A 20,873-nucleotide genomic window follows, 5' to 3' on the forward strand; every position below is an offset into this window, starting at 1 on the left:
AATTCATGATTTATAATTTTTTGAGCATCCATATCGGACAACTGGTATGACCAGTGCTTCCCATGGGCGACTCAAGGTATTCAAAACCTACTTTCTTATACAGTTTCTGGGCATCAAGCATAAATGGCATGGTTTCAAGATAACAATTTTCAAAACCAAAATCCTTGGCACTTTCTAAACACTGAGCCATCATCTGACTTCCAAGTCCAAGACCTCTGGTTTCCGGCAGGAAATACATTTTTTGAAGTTCACAAATGGTTTCTGCTTCATTTTCAAGTGGGGCAACCCCGGCAGAACCTATAATTTTCCCATCCTTTTCCACCACATAATAAACTGATTTTGGCTTATTATACTCCTCATACATTAAATCCAAATACGGATCTTCATACGCCGTTCCTACTTTTGGAATCTTTAATTCGTCAAAAACTGCTCGTATCAATGCTGCAACTGCGAGATTGTCTTCTTTTTTTATTTTTCTAATGCGGTACTTTTCCATTTTTTTTCAGAAACTAATTTTAGCCACAAAAGTATCAATTGTTTGTTGTTATTCTCTAAAGTTTTTAAAACTAATCCTGCCTCAATCCCAAGTTTGGGTACCTGATTGGGGCTACACGCAAAAATCACTACTTTTGTAGAGTGAAAATACATGAAAAATACATCAAACGGTGCGTCGAGCTGGCCAAAAATGGTCTGGGAACCACCTATCCAAATCCGTTAGTAGGCAGTGTAATTGTTTGTGACGGCAACATCATTGGCGAAGGCTGGCATCAAAAAGCAGGAGAACCGCACGCAGAAGTCCTTGCAATAAATTCCGTAAAAGACAAATCGCTGCTGAATAAAGCAACTATTTACGTGAGTTTAGAGCCCTGCAGTCATTTTGGCAAAACACCGCCCTGTTGTGATTTGATTATCAAAAATAAAATTCCAAATGTAGTTATAGGCACTGTTGACCCCAATATAAAAGTGGCAGGAAACGGAATCAAAAAGCTCATGGAAGCCGGAGTACACGTAACCCTAGGCGTTCTGGAAGACGAATGCCAGGAGCTCAACAAAAGGTTTTTTACCTTTCACAAAAAGAAAAGACCGTATATTATCTTGAAATGGGCACAAAGTCAAGATAGTTTTATTGCGCCAAAAGAAAAATCAGAAAAAAAACCGGTCTGGATCACCACTATTTATTCCAGACAACTGGTTCATAAATGGCGCACCGAGGAGCAAGCCATACTGGTGGGAACACAAACTGTTATTGATGATAACCCAAAACTCAATGCGCGCGATTGGTATGGAAACAATCCCATTCGGGTGGTTTTAGATCAAAAGAACCGCATCCCAAAAGACAGTCACATCTTTGACAATCACGTTAAAACTATCCTTTTTTCCGGATTTAAAACGGGTGTTGAAAAAGAAAATACTATCTTTGAGTGCATCGATTTTGAAAAAAACACAGCTGAACACTTGGTTCAATCCCTGTACAAACATCAAATTCAATCCGTTATCATTGAAGGCGGAAGGCAAACGCTGCAAACTTTTATCGATGCTAATCTTTGGGACGAAGCTCGAATATTTGTTGGAAATATCCAATTTAAAACTGGAATCAAGGCGCCTATTCTTGTTCAAAAACAGTTCACAAAACAATGCATAGGTTCAGACGAACTTCTAATTCACAGAAACCATGATTAACACTATCATTTTTGATTTTGGAGATGTTTTTATCAACTTAGACAAACAAGCCACCGTTACTGCGTTCCAGAAATTAGGCCTGAAGGAATGGAATGCTGATTTAGACCATTTGAACATCCAGTTTGAAACCGGAAAAATTTCCCGTGAAAATTTCCTTTTGGGCATTCAAAAACATCTTCCAAATGCCACCACCAAAGAAATTCTAGCCGCTTGGAATGCCATACTCCTCGATTTCCCGTTGTATCGATTGGAATTCCTGCAAATGCTTTCGCAAAAATACCGCTTGTTTTTATTATCCAATACGGATGCTATTCATATAGAAACGTTCGAACGCAAAAACGGGATTTCTTTTTACAGGGATTTTTACCAATGCTTTGAGAAAGTCTATTTTTCATTTGAGCTAGGCTTAAGAAAACCAAATCCTGACGCTTTTCATCATTTGATAAGCAACCATGAATTAGCGCCCAAGCGAACGTTATTTGTCGATGATAAAAAAGAAAATACAGATGTCGCACTGGCATTGGGATTTGAAGTTTGGAATTTACAAGTAGGCACAGAAGATGTCATCCATTTACTGGACAAAAAAATAATTTGAAAGAACCGCTTCAAGTCATATCAAATTTCAAATTTCACTCCTTTTTTTAATTTCAATTGAAAGACACATACAACACCATTGCATTTTCTTCAGAGGAACTGCTATTCAAAGAAAAAAACAGCAAATTTTTTGGCTATGCCTATCCCATTCAATCGGAGGACGAAGTAAAGCCGCTCATCGATATTTTGCGGAAGCAACATCCTCATGCAGGACATTTTTGCTATGCCTATCAAATTGGCACCAGCACAATGGCCTATAGAGCAAACGATGACGGAGAACCAAGCCATAGTGCCGGTATGCCTATTTACGGACAAATTCAGTCGTTTTCAGTCACTAATATCCTGCTAGTCGTAGTTCGGGTTTTTGGCGGCGTGAAGTTAGGCGTTGGCGGCTTGATTACTGCCTATAAAACCACGGCACAACTGATTCTGGAAAGCTGTGCCATTATAGAGAAAACAATCGATTGTCATTTTAGCCTCGCCTTTGAGTACCAAAATATGAATAAAGTAATGCGGGTCATCAAGGAACAAAAATTGGAAATTGTATCTCAGGAAATGGAAATAAGTGCGATCACTACCCTTCCGATAGGTAAAATCGAGCTAAAAACCCGAAAAAAAAATGCCGAAAAACTATTCGACACTTTCAATTCGATGTTTGAAATCGGTATAAAACGACTCTAATTCCCATTCAATATTGCTTCTTTTGTACTTTATTCGATTGTTTTTAACAATTCTAAAATATACGCTGGAGGAGCCATTGGACGACCTGTTTTTAAGGAGACAAAAACCAAAATAAATTGAGCCGTTGTTAATAACTCATCAGATTCATTATAAATAGCACAATCAAATTCTATCTTCACCGAAGTCTGGCTTTTGAAAATCGTATGAACCGTTAACAACTCATCATAGCGCGCTGATTTTTTATAATTAATATTCATAGAAACAATAGGCAGCGCAATTCCGCTTTGCTCCATATTTTTATAGGAGATCCCTTTGTTTCTAAGCCATTCCACCCTTCCTATCTCAAAATAAGGAATGTAATTCCCATGGTATACAACTCCCATTTGATCCGTTTCCGAGTATCGCACCCGAACTTCTATTTGATGATCTTTCATTACTTATGTATTAAAAAAATTTAAATTTAAAAAAGCGCCTTACAACAATAATTCGGGAAATTAGTGCCCTATATATTTTTTTTTACAGAAATTTGTTCACATATTTGTTACCCCAATAAATAATCACACAACCTCTTTTTTTTAGTAAGATAAAAATTACCAATTAAAAATAATTTAATAGAATATATGAACAAAACTGCTCAATCAGTATGGGAAAACTGTTTGTCTTTCATAAAAGACAACATCCAAGACCAAGCGTACAAAACTTGGTTCGAACCAATCAAATCAGTTGAACTTACCGATAACGCATTATATATTCAGGTACCTAGTAAATTTTTCTACGAATGGCTCGAGGAGCACTATGTAAAATTGTTAAAAGTGGCCCTTACTAAAGAACTTGGAAAAAATGCTAAGTTACTTTATAAAATCAGAATGGAAAACACTTACGGCAATAAACAACCGTTTACGGAACAGTTGCCAAGCGCCAATAGAGTTCCTATGAAGCCGCAAGAAGTAGATGCTCCTTTTAAAAACTTAAACCCCGAATTAAGAAATCCATTTGTAATTCCAGGCATCCGAAATTTAAAAATCGAATCACAGCTGAATGCAAATTATAGTTTTGACAACTTTTTAGAAGGGGATTCAAATCGATTGGCTCGTTCTGCAGGTATGGCTGTTGCCAATAAACCGGGTGGAACTTCGTTCAATCCGTTATTAATTTTTGGTGGTGTTGGTCTTGGAAAAACGCATTTGGCGCATGCCATTGGGGTAGAAATAAAAGACAAATACCCTGAAAAAACCGTTTTATACATTTCGGCTGAAATTTTTACCCAACAATACATCGACTCGGTTAAGAAAAATAACCGAAATGATTTCATCCATTTCTATCAATTAATTGATGTTTTAATTATTGATGACGTGCAATTTCTTTCCGGAAAGTCAGGAACTCAGGATGTGTTTTTTCACATATTCAACTATTTACATCAAAACGGCAAACAGGTCATCCTAACTTCGGACAAGGCGCCTGTTGACATGCAAGATATTGAACAACGGTTACTTTCGCGTTTCAAATGGGGATTGAGTGCTGAATTGCACCAACCGGATTATGAAACCAGAATTTCCATCCTAAAAAACATATTGTACAGAGACGGCGTTGAAATTCCGGACGAAATCATCGAATACGTAGCGCGTAATATCAAATCGAATGTAAGGGAATTAGAAGGAGCCATTATATCATTGATTGCACAATCGTCTTTTAATAAAAAAGAAGTAACGCTGGAACTGGCTAAAAGTGTCGTTGAAAAATTTGTAAAAAATGTAAAACGAGAAATTTCTATTGATTACATTCAAAAAATTGTTTCGGAGTATTTCCAGCTGGATTTAGAAACACTGCAATCCAAAACCAGAAAAAGACACGTGGTGCAAGCCCGACAACTGGCGATGTTTTTTGCAAAGAAATTCACAAAAGCCTCTTTGGCAAATATTGGTTCCCAAATTGGAGATCGCGATCATGCTACAGTATTACACGCTTGCAAAACCGTTGATAATTTAGTGGCTACGGACAAACAATTCAAAAAATTTGTGGAAGACATCAATAAAAAATTAACGCTATAGACACCTTATGTCCATAAAAATTTTAATGGTTTGTTTGGGAAACATTTGTCGTTCCCCATTGGCTGAAGGCCTATTAGCTTCTAAGCTTCCAAAGAACAAATTCTCAGTGGATTCGGCAGGAACTGGATCCTGGCACATTGGCCATTCGCCAGACGAACGCTCTATTGCAGTTGCAAAAATAAACAAAATCAACATTTCAAATCAAAAAGGAAGGCAATTCAGCAGTGCTGATTTCGACACATTTGATTATATCTATGTCATGGATAATTCCAATTATGAGGATGTAGTGCAGCTTGCGGAGCACCCGAAACAAATAGAAAAAGTACAACTAATTTTGAATGAATTATTTCCAAACGAAAAAGTAGATGTTCCTGATCCATATTTTGGTTTGCCTAATGGATTTGAAATTGTGTACAACATGCTGGATGAAGCGTGTACGGTTCTTGCACAAAAGCTAATCGCCAAACACACCTAGTTTTTTCGGATAAAATTATTTTGGATATCCTAACAATATACTGATCATACTATAAACACACTATTTTAAGGAACATAAATTACACCTATGAAACCAAACGCTGTTTTAGGAAAACTCTATTTAATCCCTACCACAATGGGCGATTGCGATCCTATGGATGTTTTGCCGCAAACCATAAAAAGAAGTATTGACCTCCTTGATTATTATATTGTAGAAAACGACAAAACAGCCCGCAAATCGATCAAAGGTGTTAGTCCTGAGAAGAAACAATCTGAGTTAAAACTTTTTGTTTTAAACAAACACACTGAAACCAAAGAACATTTAGACTTTATACAACCATTGCTGGAAGGGCAAAATATGGGATTAATGAGCGAAGCAGGCTGTCCCGGAGTGGCTGATCCTGGCGCTGTGATTGTTAAATTAGCCCATGAAAAAGGCATTCAGGTTGTTCCTTTGGTTGGTCCTTCTTCCATCCTTTTGGCCATGATGGCTTCCGGAATGAACGGACAAAGCTTTACGTTTCATGGCTATTTGCCTATTGAAAAAGACGAAAAAAAAGCCAGTTTCAAAACCTTGGAAAGAGTTTCTTTTGAAAAAAATCAATCTCAGATTTTCATAGAAACGCCGTATCGCAACAACAAATTATTGGAAGATTTAGTACAAACACTGCATCCCGAAACACACTTGTGCATTGCTGCGGATATCACTTTACCGACCGAATATATCAAGACTAAGAAAATTGCGGCCTGGAAAAAAGAAACCATCGACTTGCACAAACGACCGACTATTTTTATCATCCACAAAATGTAAATTTAAACTTCTTTTCCTTTTACTAAAAAGGTAAACCAGATCCGTTAACAAAGTTACAATTCAATAAAACAACAGAATACGCTGAATTGTTGGACTTAATAAAACAACACCTCTAATCATTAATTCTAATTATAAAACCCTATTTTTATGATTAGAATTAATGATTTTTTTAAGGAGTAAACTTCCAAATAGCAGCACGAGTATATTTATTGTTATGAAGTTCCCATAGTACGCGATCATTACACCCCAAATTGGGCGATTATAGAAAAAGCATGCACTCCAAAAACAAAAATGATTACAACACACACGCGGGAGAAACTGTTGAATCGTCGTGTGATAGAGTCATCCTTTAGCAAATCGTTTCAATATATTATTATTTTATTATGCATGCATACTATTTAATTTTGCTATATTTACCATTAAAACATAAAAAACATGAGTTATACAGATAAAATGTTACGGGACGATGCTCTTAAAGGCAAAGTGATTGTAGTCACCGGAGGCGGAAGTGGTTTAGGAAAAGCGATGACTCACTATTTCTTGGAATTAGGTGCGCAAGTCGCCATCACCTCCAGGGATTTAGAAAAACTAAAAAAAACCGCTGCGGAGCTGGAAACGCTAACTGGCGGAACCTGCCTTCCTATTCAATGTGACGTACGTCATTATAGTGAAGTCGAAAACATGCTGCAAGAGGTTTTGAACACTTTTGGCAAAGTGGATGTCCTGCTTAATAACGCCGCCGGAAATTTCATTTCCCCCACAGAAAGACTCTCTGCTAATGCTTTTGACACCGTGATTGATATTGTTTTGAAAGGGACAAAAAACTGCACCCTTGCTTTTGGGAAACATTGGATTGACACCAAACAAAAATCAGCAACCATTTTAAACATCGTAACAACGTATGCCTGGACCGGTTCTGCTTATGTGGTGCCTAGTGCGACAGCAAAAGCAGGTGTCCTGGCAATGACGCGCAGTCTTGCTGTAGAATGGGCAAAATACGGAATCCGTTCTAATGCAATTGCACCGGGACCTTTTCCGACTAAAGGCGCATGGGACCGTTTACTACCCGGTGACTTAGCCGAGAAATTTGATATGGCAAAAAAAGTGCCATTGAAACGCGTGGGAGACCATCAGGAATTGGCTAATTTAGCGGCTTATCTGGTCTCTGATTTTTCAGCGTATGTCAATGGTGAAGTGGTGGTGATTGATGGTGGTGAGTGGCTGAAAGGCGCCGGACAATTCAATCTGTTAGAAGCGATACCGGAAGCACTTTGGGATCAGCTGGAGCTGTTGATTAAAGCAAAGAAAAATAAATAATCCAATACCCAACTCGGAACCAATTAAGTCCAAAGTTTAAACATCATAAAGTCAAATATGAAACTCGCTGGATGAAGATTGTTTTAATTGCAATTTTCATCCGTACGAGTGATCTTGATTTTGGGCGATCGTATGGGAAGTAATAAATTTGGAATTAAAAACGGTTCTCGAAACACGTCGCTCCGAGTGCGAAGCGTATTGAGAAGTTCACAATAATTATTGTTCTGTTAAATAAGGAACCGCAGCAACTTCCTCGTGTTTATCTAATATTTCATACGCTGAATTCATACTTTTAAATTCAGGCACAATCTTTTTCATTTGCGTCACAATAGCCTTATTTCCGAACCTGCTGGCAATACAAATTAATTCATCAATATCTGCATGTAATGCTTCAAACTCTTCTTGAATTTCCTGCGCAATCATAATTTTAGCATGGTGTGTGGGTATCGACTTAGACGTGTCATTGAGCAATTCCTCGTATAATTTTTCCCCGGGACGCAACCCTACAATTTGTATTTTAATGTCTTTATCCGGAATAAATCCCGCTAACTTAATCATCTTTCGAGCCAAATCAATAATTTTAACCGGTTTACCCATGTCAAAAATATAAATCTCCCCTCCGTTCCCCATCGCACCCGCTTCCAGCACTAGTTGACACGCCTCTGGTATGGTCATAAAATAACGGATGATGTCCTTGTGGGTGATGGTCAGCGGCCCTCCTTCGGCAATTTGTTTTGTAAACAAAGGCACTACAGATCCATTGGATCCCAAAACATTACCAAAACGCGTCGTAATGAACTTTGTAGCTTCCTCCCCGTTCTCAATCTGATCCCTGAGTTGCAAGGACTGCACGTATTTTTCGGCGATCCGTTTGCTGGCTCCCATGACATTACTTGGGTTTACCGCTTTATCGGTAGAGACCATCACAAACTTTTTGACTTTGTACAAACAAGACAAATCAGCCAGAATTTTAGTTCCTTCAATATTGGTGAATATAGCCTGACAGGGATTTTCTTCCATCAGCGGCACATGTTTATAAGCTGCAGCATGATAAACAACCTGCGGACGGTAGGCTTTAAAGATTTCATCCATAGCCTGTCTGTTTCTGACATCTCCAATTACCGTGCATATTTTTACTGTGGTACTGATGTTTTCGGTTTCCAGTTTTAAATGATGCAATGGGGTCTCCGCCTGATCCAGAATAATAATTTTCTTAGGATTAAACACCAATATTTGTCGGACGATTTCGCTTCCTATAGAACCTGCTGCACCAGTAATCAAAACTACCTTATCCTTTAATTGTTTCGATATGGCTTTATTGTCCAGCACTATTGGTTTTCGCTCCAACAAATCTTCAATTTGTATGGTTTTTACTTTTTGGGAAATTTCCTTTTGATTTTCCCAATCGGAGATCAGCGGAACGGTAAATACCTTATAATTATACTCCAGACACTGGTCTACGATCACAATCTGTTCTTCTTTAGACAAACTTTTATCCGCTATAATGACACTTTCGGCACCTATAGAACGCATTAGTGTAGGCAACTTTTTCTTTTGGATTAAAATAGGCAAATCCAGCATGCGCTTAGATGCGTTTTGATTGTTCTTATCTACAAACCCGACTATTTTAAAGCGGGATGGTGTTTCAAATTTCAGCGCATTCGCTACCGAAATCGCATTGGCATCGGTTCCATAAATTATGGTTCGTATCAATTTACTGTCGTTCTTTTCTGAAAAATATAACTCAAACGTTTGCTTCACGACCACTCGGTATAAAAACAGGCCACAAAAAGAAAGTACAATATTGATAAAAAGGGCTGTATTTAAGAATGCTTTTTGTTTAAAAAAAATTTGGAAAAGAAAATTAAAAATAAAAAAAACAATCAGTACGGACATTTGTGAAAATAACAACTTGACCGCATCAATATTAGAAGAGTGCCTAATGATCCCGGAATAGGTTCTGAAAAGCCAAAAGAAAAACAAATTAGTCGCAAAAAAACCAGCAATTAAAATTGTGCTGTGGTCGGTAATAATATAATCCATTCCTGTTCCTTTAAAGATCAGAAAAGTAAACACAAAGGAGGTGGTAAGCACCATAAGATCAATTAATACGATGATCCATCGGGGCAAATAACCTAAATTATGCATGTTCAGCCTTCGGTTTATTCTTGAAAAAAATTTAGAATTAAATCGGGTTGCATTTCTGTTGGTTTCCGGGTTCAAAATTGATTGGTTTTAGGTTATGCGCTTTAAACGATATTCACGTCAAATATATGAAATAAAACATTTTCTTACACGCACTATTTTTTTTAAGCCGAACAAAAAGACTATTCCTTGTGTGTCATCAATAAAAATAGAGGTGTTTTGTCTGGATAGATGTTAGAGGAAGGAGACCAAAGAACTGTGTTCAAACGGCTTAAGTAAATCACATAAGAAATCTTTTTTAACACAGATTACACCAATTTTAACAGATTATTTTTTGAATGGGAAGAGGAAACTCAGTAACAACTATTATATACTGTCGTGTATTAAAAATAGAGGTGTTTTGTCTGGATAGATGTTAGAGGAAGGAGACCAAAGAACTGTGTTCAAACGGCTTAAGTAAATCACATAAGAAATCTTTTTTAACACAGATTACACCAATTTTCACAGATTATTTTTTGAATGGGAAGAGGAAACTCAGTAACAACTATTATATACTGTCGTGTATTAAAAATAGNNNNACACCAATTTTCACAGATTATTTTTTGAATGGGAAGAGGAAACTCAGTAACAACTATTATATACTGTCGTGTATTAAAAATAAACAAAATGACGCAACAGATTGATATTAAATTACTTTTTACAATAATGCTCCTTTTGACTTTATGACGTTTAAACTTTCAACTTCCTTATTTCATCTATTTTCGCTGTGCCAAAATTATTCGGAAATTTTGTTTTTGGACTGTAGCTATAACTACCCGTACTGCATCATTTGTCTAAATACTGCGCCCGAAATGCTTACAACTTATGCTTCAGCAATCCCAGCAGGTATTCTCCGTAACCTGATTTCCTCAAAGGCTCGGCCAGATCTTTCAATTGTTGCTCACTAATGAAACCCTGTCTCCACGCAATTTCTTCAATACAGCCCACTTTCAATCCTTGACGCTCTTCAATAACCTGAACAAATTGTCCCGCCTGCATTAAGCTATTAAAAGTACCGGTATCTAGCCAGGCCGTACCTCTGCTTAAAATTCCTACTTTCAAAGCCCCTTTTTCCAAGTACACTTTATTTACATCAGTAATTTCATATTCCCCTCTAGCACTTGGCTTGATATTCTTGGCAATTTCCACTACTGAATTATCATAAAAATACAAACCGGGTACCGCATAATTTGATTTGGGTTCTAACGGTTTCTCTTCAATAGAAAGCGCTTTAAAATCAGCATCAAATTCGACTACACCGTATCGTTCCGGGTCTGAAACATGATACGCAAATACGACCCCACCTTTAGGATTGGTATTGGATTGCAACAATTCATCCATATTGGATCCAAAGAAAATATTATCCCCTAAAACCAAAGCTACGCTGTCTTTCCCTATAAATTCTTCTCCAATAACAAAAGCTTGCGCTAATCCATTAGGAATGGCCTGCTCCGCATAACTAAATTGACAACCAATTGAAGACCCATCGCCTAATAATTTTTTGAAATTAGGCAAATCATGAGGAGTTGAAATAATTAATATTTCATTGATTCCCGCCATCATCAAAGTAGACAATGGATAATAAATCATGGGTTTGTCATAAACCGGCATCATTTGTTTGCTCATGGCCAGTGTTAACGGATGTAAACGGGTCCCGGAACCTCCGGCTAATATAATTCCTTTCATATATTTTTTATTTTTTTGCCACAAAGGCACTAAATTTCACAGGTATAATTTTTAATCTAAAATAATTTATTTTTTTAACTAATACCTTACAAAGGAAGTTTTTTCTATAGTTAAATCTACATCAATTAAAAAAACGGACAACTGATCACTAAACAATGATCACTAAACAATGACCACTGACCACTGATCACTAATTATACTGCTTCTCGTAATAATTTGCATACTCCCCCGAAGTAATATTATTCAGCCAGGTTGGATTTTCCAAATACCAATTTACGGTCCTTTCCAATCCTTGTTCAAAAGTAACCGATGGTTTCCATCCCAATTCTCTGTTTATCTTACTGGCATCAATAGCATAACGCAAATCATGTCCGGGACGGTCTTTTACGTACGAAATTAATTGTTCCGAAGTTCCGGATGCCCTTCCTAATTTCTCATCCATTATTTTGCAAAGCAATTTAACCAAATCAATATTTTGCCATTCGTTAAATCCACCAATATTATACGTATCATGGTTAACTCCTTCATGAAAAACCAAATCAATGGCTACCGCATGATCTTCTACAAAAAGCCAATCGCGGGTATATTTCCCGTCACCATAAACGGGTAAGGGTTTGTTTTGAATGATATTATTGATGAATAATGGAATCAATTTTTCAGGAAAATGAAACGGCCCGTAATTATTGGAACAATTGGTCAACACATAAGGCAAGCCATACGTTTCTCCATACGCTCTGACAAAATGATCCGAACTGGCTTTTGAAGCCGAGTACGGAGAATTAGGATCATACGCAGTAGTCTCCGTAAACAATCCTTCGGCACCTAAACTGCCATAAACCTCATCGGTACTGATGTGGTAAAAACGTTTTCCTTCGTAATTGCCTTGCCAAGTAGCCTTAGCCGCATTCAATAAATTCATCGTTCCGATAACATTTGTTTTCACAAAAGACAACGGATCGGTTATAGAACGATCCACATGAGATTCGGCAGCTAAATGCAAAACACCATCAAATTGATGCTCCGCAAACAATTGATCAATGAATGGCGCATCAACGATATCTCCTTTTATAAAAGTATAGTTAGGCGCTTTTTCAATATCAACAATATTTTCGAGATTCCCAGCATACGTGAGTGCATCCAAATTAACAATTTGATATTGCGGATACTTCTTTACAAAAAGCCGTACGACATGGGACCCAATAAAACCGGCCCCACCGGTGATTAGTATTTTTTTCATTTTTAGATTTTATTTTTAATTCGTTTTAACAAAACTTCCCGAAATTTATTTTTTGTTTCCCCCTGGCCCAGAGCGTGCGAAAAATAAAATTTAGTCAGTTTCTTTTTTGTTTCCCCCTCGCCTAGAGCGTGCGAAAAATAAAATTTAGTTAGTTTCTTTTTTGTTTCCCCCTGTCCCTAAAGGGAGCAAAAAAGAAACACAAAATCCGATTTAAAATTAACAGGCTTTATTTAAATTACGTTTTGGATTTTCGGCTCCCTTTAGGGGTGGGACAAAACGGAAATTTTACACAACCCCTAACTCATAACCCACCTTTCATACAAACAGCTAAACTCTCTTTATAATCCGGAACAACAATACCATAAACTCGTTTAATCTTGCTTTTATCCAATAAAGAAAAAGCTGGACGTTTGGCAGGTGTAGGATAAGCCGCTGAGGGAATTCCTTTCACTTCACAAGTATACCCACCAATATCCTGGATTGCCAGGACAAAGTCATACCAGCTGATTTCTCCTTCATTCGAATAATTATAGATTCCGGCAATCCAGTCTGGTGCTGTTACAATAGTCATCATAGCCTGAGCTAAATCGGCAGCATAAGTAGGCGAACCAATCTGATCGTTAACCACACTGATCGTATCTCGTTCTTGTAATAATCGTTGCATGGTTTTTACAAAATTGTTTCCAAATCTGCTATACACCCATGAAGTTCTAATGATAATTGCATCGGGATTTGCTTTCAAACAAGCTAACTCTCCCGCTCTTTTGGTTACTCCATACACATTAACAGGTTGCGTTAGGGCCTCCTCGCTCAATGCGACAGCTGATGTCCCGTCAAAAACGTAATCAGTAGAAATATGAATTAGTTTTACAGAATGATCTTTCGTATATTGAGCAATAATGGCGACCGCTAAATGATTAACAATATCCGCTAATTCGTGTTCTGTTTCTGCTTTATCAACGGCTGTATAGGCACCACAATTTAATATAAAATCTGGAGTAATTTCTTCTAATTGACTTTGTAAAATCGACAAATTATCCAAGGACACTTGCGTTCTGTCTGCAAAAATCCATTCGAACTGAGGGTAGTTTTTAGACAACACCTTTAATTCAGAACCCAATTGCCCATTAGCACCAGTAACTACTATTTTCTTCATTTATCTTTTTAATTTTTCACTCCTCACTTTTCCTCTTCTCACTCCTCACTTTCAACTTCTCACAAGTCAATCGTGAGTTCTGGATCTTGCATTTCATCCAAACGTTCCGAAGCTATCTGTGCCAACCAAAGCTTAAATGGTTCAGCTTTTGGTGAAGGTATCGATTGTATTAACCTAAAAAGTTGCTCGGTATCGAAGACATCCGTCTTATAATATTTCCCATCGACAGATTGCATTTTCAGTTGACTACAATTTGTAGTCAACTGACTTCCCTCTTTTTTTAAACGCATTTTTAAAACACTCCAATATTTTCTTGCATTAGGAGTGCCTGTCAAAATATCAATTACATCAACAATAGAAAAGTACCATTTCTCTTGATCGGAATCCCAAAGAGTCCGTACTTTTTTATCATCAAATAACTGTAAGGCTTGGCGCTGTATCATAACGAAAAATTTAAAAATTTACTTCTACAAAGATAATAGCTTTAATTCATCTATTTTATAATACTAAAAATCAATACTTTACATTTATAGTTAGTCAATTTATGATCAACCGGTCGATTTTCAAATCACAAACAAAACTACTTAATGTCTTTGCTTCCTGATTACTATCAGGATTGCGATTAAAACTGCCTCTCGATATGACCTTAAACTCTCTTTTCAAAACTCCCAATCAATATCCTCAAAACTCGGCAAAACCAAATCCTTTTGAGAAACAATAACTTCATCAGGACTCACTTGCCAATCAATGGCCAAAGTAGGATCATCATACCTAATCCCTCTTTCGCTCTCCTTATGATACAATTGATCTACTTTGTATAGCACCGAAGCAGTTTCACTCAAAACCGAAAAACCATGGGCAAAACCGTGGGGAACCATCAATTGTTTTTTATTGGTTGCACTTAAAATCACACTAAAATGCTGTCCATAAGTAGATGAGTTTTTGCGTAAATCGACCGCCACATCAAGGATTTCTCCTTCAAGCACACGCACCAATTTAGCTTGTGCAAAAGGATTAATCTGCAAATGCAATCCCCGAATCACCCCACGTTTGGAGAAAGACTGATTGTCCTGTATAAATTGATAGAAAATCCCATGTTCATGAAATTGAGCCTCATTGTAGGCTTCAAAAAAATAACCCCTCGAGTCTTCAAAAACTGTCGGGGAAATAAGTACTAAATCTTTTATATTTGTTTTTTCAATGGTCATCTTGTAATTGTAATTTTATTTATTCTATCATTTAATTGTAAGTAAGTCGAAAGTTTAAAAGTCGTAAAGTCAAAAGAATTAACTTTAAGTAAAACAGCTTTAAATCAAATTTTTACATGATTTTATCCTGATTTTAAAATACGACATTATACCAGGGTTATTACTTAATACAGAAAGCCAAACAACCACAATGGAATTTTATTTTGAAAACCATACTCAATATCGTCTGCGGCGATATAGGAATTTTCGATACCTTCAATTTGTTTCATCGACTTATCCTTTCCTCCAATTTCAAAAGAATATAAATCACTTACAAAAAAATCAGTTTTTTCGTGATGGCTCAACTTATTTTTATACCCCAATTGATTTGCAAAAAAGGTCTCTCTAGCGTTACCAATAGTAGCTTTTGAAGGAGAAAGTGTAAACATTAAATTTGTGTTTTCTAAATAAATCTTAGCTGGTTTTTGCAATTTCACACTTCCTTTAGCTTCTTTTTGCAAGTTAATGGTCAAACCTACTTCTTCCAAATAATGTAGATAAGTCATTAAAGTAGTTCTATTTATACCAATTTTATCACTTAAATTACTCACATTAGGTATAAAAGGAACCGATTCAGAGATTATAGCCAACAATTGTTTGATTTTTGGAACAAAGCCCAAATCAACACCTCGCAATAAAGGTAACTCCATTTTCATTGTGGGATATTCTTTTATATCATTACGAATCCTACTAAAACCAATAAAAGATTACAGTAGTTTATTTTCAATCGAATTTATTGCACTAAATGGAATTGCCGTAATAGAATTGCTCCTTTTTTGAACCAAGTCACCCCCATAAATCACATATCCCCCTTCTTTCTGAGCTAGTTTATTCCAATAAACAACTCCTTTAAAATAATCAATGGTTATTGTTTGCCCTGATTTTATCTCAATAGGAATTATATCCATCCCATTATCAATAATCAAGTCTATTTCTTTCCCTAAATTATCTCTCCAAAAATAAAGGTTATTGGTCTTGGCTTTATTAAATCTACTTTTAAGAAAATCAACAATAATCAAATTTTCAAAAAGCGCACCTCTAAATGGATGAACGTCAATTTGCTCACTATTTTGAATTCCCAATAAGGCAGACGCTAATCCCGTATCATAGAAATATAATTTAGGCATTTTTACAACTCTTTTGTTAAAATTAGAGTGATACGGTTGTAAACGGAACACTACAAAACTAGCTTCCAAAACACTAATCCAAGAACTAATCGTCTTTGTATCAACACCTATTTCTACCGCCAAACTATTCATATTCAACAACTGACCAATTCTACCAGCACATAATCGCAAGAATTTTTCAAAAACCACCAAATTGGTTATATTCTTAATCAGCCTAACGTCTCGCTCAATATATGTTCTAATATAATTTGAATACCACTGCGTAGTATCAACAGTGTCATTATATAACGAAGGATAGCAACCTTTAAAAATAGTCTGGCTAATAGTACGCTCCTTATCACCTATTTCGTGCAAAGTCAGTGGTAACAGATTAAGATAACCCACTCTTCCTGCTAAGCTCTGAGATATGCTTTCCTGCAACAAAAAATTATTTGAACCCGTTATAATAAATAAACCTTTTACAACTGATTCATCAAGGATTTGTTGCAAATAGGAAAAAATATCTGGAACTCTTTGCGCCTCATCAAATATTGCTCCATTGGGATAGTTTGACAAAAAGCCTCTTGGGTCTTCAATAGCAAACAAACGAATGTCGGGATTTTCAAAACTCACATACTCCTTGTCTTTAAAAATCCACCGTACCAAGGTAGTCTTACCAGACTGTCTCGGTCCAACCACGGCAACTGCTTTAAACTGCTTTGCCAAAGCTATAATTTCTTTTTCTGCTTCTCTACGTATCATTCTACAAATCTATACAATTACGGAATCAAATTCCATAATTGTATAGATTTTTTTAATCTGCGCCAATCTGCGTGAAATTTTTTTAACGCATCGGCGTGAAATTTTTCTATTTAAAACAATCAATATCAAATCGATATTCATCTTGAATTTCTCCTAACAAATAATCTCCCATGACCAATAATTTTGCTCCTTCCTTGAGTGCTTGAATACTACTTACGTACCCTTGAGGAATATAGAGAATATCAAGTGTTTCAGCATTTATTTATAATAAAAGAGAGTGATTTTAACCTTTTGGAAGGATTCTCCCAATTATCAATGGCAATCAATTCAATTTTAAAACTACCTTGTACAACAGAAAACCACCGTTGCTCTGTGCGGTGTCCTTACCACCCACGAACAAATGTGGTTTCGCTATTTTCTATGAGATAAATTCTTTTTATAGCCGTTGAATCAAAAGAATTATTAAATCGAAGGGTACCTCTAGTATCAGAATGATTTCCTCCTATAATTATTTTTGAAATTATTTTATTGGCAGTTGCAAATAGAACGTATTATTTGTCATCATAATGAAATCTACATTGAATAATAATACATTTTTGATCAATTCCTTTTGTTCCTTTTATGGAATAAACTAATCTATGTTCACCTGTAATTCTTCTTGACCAAAATCCTTTTAACCCAAACTTTAAAGGTTCTGGTTTTCCAATCCCTTTAAAACAATTTTGCTTAATTGATTTTATTAACTCTTTAATTTTATCAAGTACATCAGCATCATTTTCTATCCAATAGGTAAAATCTTCCCAACCATGACTTGTAAATTCGATATTCATATGAAGATAATATTTGTTTTTGTCTTTCTCGATAGCTGTCGGGAGGAATCGCCATTCTTCATTCCAGTTTGTGATTTAGAATCATTGCGATTTCATGATTTTGTAAATTCTATTAATCTAATGAATAGGGAATTGTTTCTCCTTCCTTTAGTTGACCAATAGATTCTTGAAGTCTATTCCTATTACTCTTGGTGGATAACAGATGCTCTGTTTCCAAAAGTGAATTATATTCTTGAATTGACATAATGACAACCGCTTCATTCTCTTTATTTCTAGGAACTACAATTACTTCCATCGATTGAGAAACATAATCAAAGTATTCTTTCATCCCTTTTCTTAATGCTGAAATTGTTATCGCTTTCATAATTTATTATTTTTTTTACAAATGTACAAAAAAATGTACTTAATATTGTACCACTTAACAATGTTTTATTTACGGGGATATCTGGATATTTTTACACGCCGATAATCGCTGATCTAGCTCCACGCCGATTTTCGCAGATTCTTTAAAATCTTTAAAAAATAGGCGCTACTCTGCACTTTTTTAATCTGCGCCAATCTGCGTGAAATTTTTATTTAGAAATTAGTTACGTTGTTTAAAAAAAGCATGGACAACTGCCGAAATCCGCTCCCTGTCTACATTCGTCAAATTAGAACCGGAAGGCAGACACAACCCCTTTTCAAATAAAGTTTCAGCAACTGTACTTCCATAGTATGGGTACTTCTCAAAAATAGGCTGTAAATGCATTGGTTTCCACAGAGGACGACATTCAATATTGGCTTGCTCGAAAGCCAAACGCAAAGCTTCTCTATCAATTCCTTTCGCTGCATCAGGTTCCACCACAATGGAACTCAGCCAGTAATTAGCAAAATAATCATCTTTTGGAGCTTCAAAAACGGTTACTGCTGCAATATCCTTGAATAAATCGACATAAAAAGCATGCATTTTTCTTCGCAAAGCCACATGATCGTCTAAAACTTCCATTTGACCGCGGCCGATACCAGCACAAATATTACTCATTCTATAATTATACCCTATTTCACTGTGCTGGTAATGAGGAGTATCATCTCTCGACTGGGTCGCAAAAAACACAGCTCTGTCTTTAAACTCCTTCGTTGGAGTTACAATAGCACCACCTCCGGAAGTGGTAATGATTTTATTCCCATTAAAAGATAAAACCCCTATATCCCCAAAAGTACCGCACTTCTGACCTTTATAAGAACTTCCCAAAGCCTCCGCACTGTCTTCCAGAATTGGAATACCATATTTATCCGCTATTGTTCTAATTTCATCAATTTGATACGGCACACCATACAAATGCACGGCAATAATCGCTTTAGGCGTTTTTCCTGTAGCAATTCGGTCTACAATAGCTTCTTCTAAGGCAATCGGGCATAGATTCCAGGTGTCCGTTTCACTGTCAATAAAAACAGGAATTGCCCCTTGATACAATATAGGATTAGCCGAAGCCGAAAAAGTCATACTCTGACAAAGCACTTCATCTCCTGACTGAACTCCTAATAAAATCAGACCTAAATGTATCGCTGCTGTACCAGAATTTAAAGCTCCGACATGAGTTTCATTTCTTAAGTAATTTTCAAGGGCCTGCTCAAAAGCATCAACATGAGGTCCTCCAGTAGTAATCCAATGTGTTTCTAAAGCTTCTTGGATATACCGTTCTTCAAAACCACTTCGCTGAGACAATGATAAAAAAATTCGATTTTTACTCATTGAGTTTCCAATAATTGGCTTCGTAACGAACATCATCATCACTAACATTGTGCAATGGTAAAGTCGAAAACGATAATAGTTTCGAATGGGATTCTAGGGATTCAATAGCATTGGCATAACCAGCCGGAATATGCAGCATTTTACTTTCTGACGCTAATAAAGTAACGGTCTCAATTGTTAAATCTTTAGATGGATGTTCCCAGTCATCAATTTTTACATAATGAATCCTGAAAGAACCACTCAAACAATAAAAATTTTTGGAGTCTAATTTATGTCCTTGCCAAGCACGCACAGGATGCGCATCAGAATTGCTGATAATATAAAATCGTTCAATTCCATTAAAACTAAAATCATTGACGTAGGATACCGTACCGCGGTGACCCGAAAAATTTCCTCCTGCAATTATTTTAGGTTTCATGTATATAATATTTTGTCATTATAAAATAGTCCTGGTATCAGTTCGAGCGCAGTCAATCACCTAATACTTCATAATTCCTTAACTCGACTGCAGATACCTTCAAACTGAACCCTGAACACTCTTGTTACCACTCCTTAATTGTCCTTAAATAAAAAGCATAAAAAAAACAACATTTGAAATTAAAAGGAGGACTGCCAGTGGCAGTCAGGTAAATAAATACAACCGTTTTTACGCTTTTGATTTGCAAGCTTGAAATCGAAGATTATTTCATCTGTTCGCCTTTTAGGCTCGGGTCATGAATACTAAAAAACGATAACAACCCGTGAATAATTTTTTGTTTCTTTTGCATCAAGGCAAATCGAAGATTCAGACACTCGAGCGAAGCGAACAGGCGAAGCAAACACCACTTGTAATAAAAGTTAAGTGAGCGAAAAGAAAAAAAACCTTCAATAATAATAACACCAACAAACGTTCATCTAAAAACTCTTCCCCCCGCCCTTAAATAAAAAGCATAAAAAAACAACGAAAAAGTAAAGTGGCAGCAGTCCGCGAGTTGAGGACGAAGGACGAACGGCTCGGGCTGCGGAACGGCACTTTGAGGTAGTTTTTACGCTTTTGATTTTCAGGCTTGATTTTTTTGTTTCTTTTTTGATCAAGCAAAAAAGAAAAGAACATCTATATATACACAAAACATCCTCGCTCTCCACTCCTTTTCCCCCTTAAATAAAAAGCATAAAAAACAACATTTGAAATTAAAAGGAGGACTGCCAGTGGCAGTCAGGTAAATAAATACAACCGTTTTTACGCTTTGGATTTTCAGGCTTGATTTTTTTGTTTCTTTTTTGATCAAGCAAAAAAGAAAAGAACATCTATATATACACAAAACATCCTCGCTCTCCACTCCTTTTCA

20 protein-coding genes and 1 pseudogene are annotated in these 20,873 nt (G+C 36.4%); 7 read left to right on the plus strand and 14 right to left on the minus strand.

Annotated features, from left to right (window positions below; translation table 11 throughout):
* Positions 1 to 10 precede the first annotated feature (10 nt).
* Positions 11 to 496: a GNAT family N-acetyltransferase gene (locus EKL99_RS03800; protein ID WP_126461216.1), complete on the minus strand. Its 486-nt coding sequence runs from the start codon at positions 494 to 496 to the stop codon at positions 11 to 13.
* Between the two features lie 140 nt (positions 497 to 636).
* Between EKL99_RS03800 and ribD the strand changes: the two genes are divergently transcribed.
* From ribD to EKL99_RS03815, 3 genes are read left to right on the plus strand one after another with little or no spacing between them, the layout of a single operon-like run.
* Positions 637 to 1,680, plus strand: coding sequence for a bifunctional diaminohydroxyphosphoribosylaminopyrimidine deaminase/5-amino-6-(5-phosphoribosylamino)uracil reductase RibD (ribD, locus tag EKL99_RS03805; RefSeq protein ID WP_126564284.1), 1,044 nt, complete (start codon positions 637 to 639; stop codon positions 1,678 to 1,680).
* Positions 1,673 to 2,275 (plus strand): HAD family phosphatase, encoded by a 603-nt coding sequence (locus EKL99_RS03810; protein ID WP_126461222.1) that lies wholly within the window; start codon positions 1,673 to 1,675, stop codon positions 2,273 to 2,275. The genes ribD and EKL99_RS03810 overlap by 8 nt, the downstream gene beginning before the upstream one ends.
* Positions 2,276 to 2,331: 56 nt before the next feature.
* On the plus strand, positions 2,332 to 2,955 hold the full coding sequence (locus EKL99_RS03815) for a YigZ family protein (RefSeq protein ID WP_126461225.1): 624 nt from the start codon (positions 2,332 to 2,334) through the stop codon (positions 2,953 to 2,955).
* 29 nt (positions 2,956 to 2,984) lie between these two features.
* Here EKL99_RS03815 and EKL99_RS03820 read toward each other — a convergent pair whose 3' ends face one another.
* Positions 2,985 to 3,389: a thioesterase family protein gene (locus EKL99_RS03820; protein WP_126461228.1), complete on the minus strand. Its 405-nt coding sequence runs from the start codon at positions 3,387 to 3,389 to the stop codon at positions 2,985 to 2,987.
* A gap of 186 nt (positions 3,390 to 3,575) precedes the next feature.
* Here EKL99_RS03820 and dnaA point away from each other — a divergent pair, with 186 nt between their 5' ends.
* From dnaA to EKL99_RS03840, 4 genes are all read left to right on the plus strand, one after another.
* On the plus strand, positions 3,576 to 5,003 hold the full coding sequence (gene dnaA, locus EKL99_RS03825; RefSeq protein ID WP_126461231.1) for a chromosomal replication initiator protein DnaA: 1,428 nt from the start codon (positions 3,576 to 3,578) through the stop codon (positions 5,001 to 5,003).
* Positions 5,004 to 5,010: 7 nt separating this feature from the next.
* Positions 5,011 to 5,478 carry a low molecular weight protein-tyrosine-phosphatase gene (locus tag EKL99_RS03830; RefSeq protein WP_126555257.1) on the plus strand — a complete coding sequence of 156 codons (468 nt, stop codon included), beginning with the start codon at positions 5,011 to 5,013 and terminating at the stop codon, positions 5,476 to 5,478.
* An 87-nt stretch (positions 5,479 to 5,565) separates the two neighbouring features.
* The gene (locus EKL99_RS03835; protein ID WP_126555260.1) at positions 5,566 to 6,288 is read left to right on the plus strand and encodes an SAM-dependent methyltransferase; all 723 of its coding nucleotides are present in this window, start codon (positions 5,566 to 5,568) and stop codon (positions 6,286 to 6,288) included.
* A 435-nt stretch (positions 6,289 to 6,723) separates the two neighbouring features.
* Positions 6,724 to 7,605 carry an SDR family oxidoreductase gene (locus tag EKL99_RS03840; RefSeq protein ID WP_126461240.1) on the plus strand — a complete coding sequence of 294 codons (882 nt, stop codon included), beginning with the start codon at positions 6,724 to 6,726 and terminating at the stop codon, positions 7,603 to 7,605.
* Between the two features lie 216 nt (positions 7,606 to 7,821).
* Here the strand turns inward: EKL99_RS03840 and EKL99_RS03845 are convergent, their stop codons facing one another.
* From EKL99_RS03845 to EKL99_RS03905, 12 genes and pseudogenes are all read right to left on the minus strand, one after another.
* Positions 7,822 to 9,753: a nucleoside-diphosphate sugar epimerase/dehydratase gene (locus EKL99_RS03845; RefSeq protein ID WP_126461241.1), complete on the minus strand. Its 1,932-nt coding sequence runs from the start codon at positions 9,751 to 9,753 to the stop codon at positions 7,822 to 7,824.
* 852 nt (positions 9,754 to 10,605) lie between these two features.
* Positions 10,606 to 11,475, minus strand: coding sequence for a glucose-1-phosphate thymidylyltransferase RfbA (gene rfbA, locus EKL99_RS03850; RefSeq protein ID WP_126461242.1), 870 nt, complete (start codon positions 11,473 to 11,475; stop codon positions 10,606 to 10,608).
* A gap of 190 nt (positions 11,476 to 11,665) precedes the next feature.
* The gene (rfbB, locus tag EKL99_RS03855; protein ID WP_126461250.1) at positions 11,666 to 12,712 is read right to left on the minus strand and encodes a dTDP-glucose 4,6-dehydratase; all 1,047 of its coding nucleotides are present in this window, start codon (positions 12,710 to 12,712) and stop codon (positions 11,666 to 11,668) included.
* Between the two features lie 301 nt (positions 12,713 to 13,013).
* Entirely contained in the window at positions 13,014 to 13,868 is an 855-nt protein-coding gene (gene rfbD / locus EKL99_RS03860) for a dTDP-4-dehydrorhamnose reductase (protein WP_126461253.1), read from the minus strand.
* A 65-nt stretch (positions 13,869 to 13,933) separates the two neighbouring features.
* Positions 13,934 to 14,311 (minus strand): annotated as a pseudogene (locus tag EKL99_RS03865) (Bro-N domain-containing protein); the annotation flags it as partial.
* Between the two features lie 216 nt (positions 14,312 to 14,527).
* Positions 14,528 to 15,076, minus strand: coding sequence for a dTDP-4-dehydrorhamnose 3,5-epimerase (gene rfbC / locus EKL99_RS03870; RefSeq protein ID WP_126576430.1), 549 nt, complete (start codon positions 15,074 to 15,076; stop codon positions 14,528 to 14,530).
* A gap of 164 nt (positions 15,077 to 15,240) precedes the next feature.
* Positions 15,241 to 15,771, minus strand: a complete 531-nt coding sequence (locus EKL99_RS03875) for an ATP-binding protein (protein WP_126576431.1) — start codon at positions 15,769 to 15,771, stop codon at positions 15,241 to 15,243.
* A gap of 51 nt (positions 15,772 to 15,822) precedes the next feature.
* Positions 15,823 to 16,983: an ATP-binding protein gene (locus tag EKL99_RS03880; RefSeq protein WP_126555279.1), complete on the minus strand. Its 1,161-nt coding sequence runs from the start codon at positions 16,981 to 16,983 to the stop codon at positions 15,823 to 15,825.
* A gap of 551 nt (positions 16,984 to 17,534) precedes the next feature.
* Complete coding sequence (locus EKL99_RS03890) at positions 17,535 to 17,813, minus strand: Txe/YoeB family addiction module toxin (protein ID WP_126461268.1); 279 nt, start codon at positions 17,811 to 17,813, stop codon at positions 17,535 to 17,537.
* A 112-nt stretch (positions 17,814 to 17,925) separates the two neighbouring features.
* Complete coding sequence (locus EKL99_RS03895; protein ID WP_126461271.1) at positions 17,926 to 18,177, minus strand: type II toxin-antitoxin system Phd/YefM family antitoxin; 252 nt, start codon at positions 18,175 to 18,177, stop codon at positions 17,926 to 17,928.
* A 219-nt stretch (positions 18,178 to 18,396) separates the two neighbouring features.
* A complete protein-coding gene (locus tag EKL99_RS03900) occupies positions 18,397 to 19,545 on the minus strand; it encodes a DegT/DnrJ/EryC1/StrS aminotransferase family protein (protein ID WP_126576432.1) in 1,149 nt (382 codons plus the stop codon).
* Positions 19,538 to 19,963, minus strand: a complete 426-nt coding sequence (locus EKL99_RS03905; protein WP_126576433.1) for a WxcM-like domain-containing protein — start codon at positions 19,961 to 19,963, stop codon at positions 19,538 to 19,540. Before EKL99_RS03905 ends, EKL99_RS03900 begins: the two co-directional genes overlap by 8 nt.
* Between the last annotated feature and the right edge of the window lie 910 nt (positions 19,964 to 20,873).

Origin of the sequence: Flavobacterium sp. ZB4P23 (assembly GCF_003970375.1) — a bacterium.
GTDB lineage: Bacteria > Bacteroidota > Bacteroidia > Flavobacteriales > Flavobacteriaceae > Flavobacterium.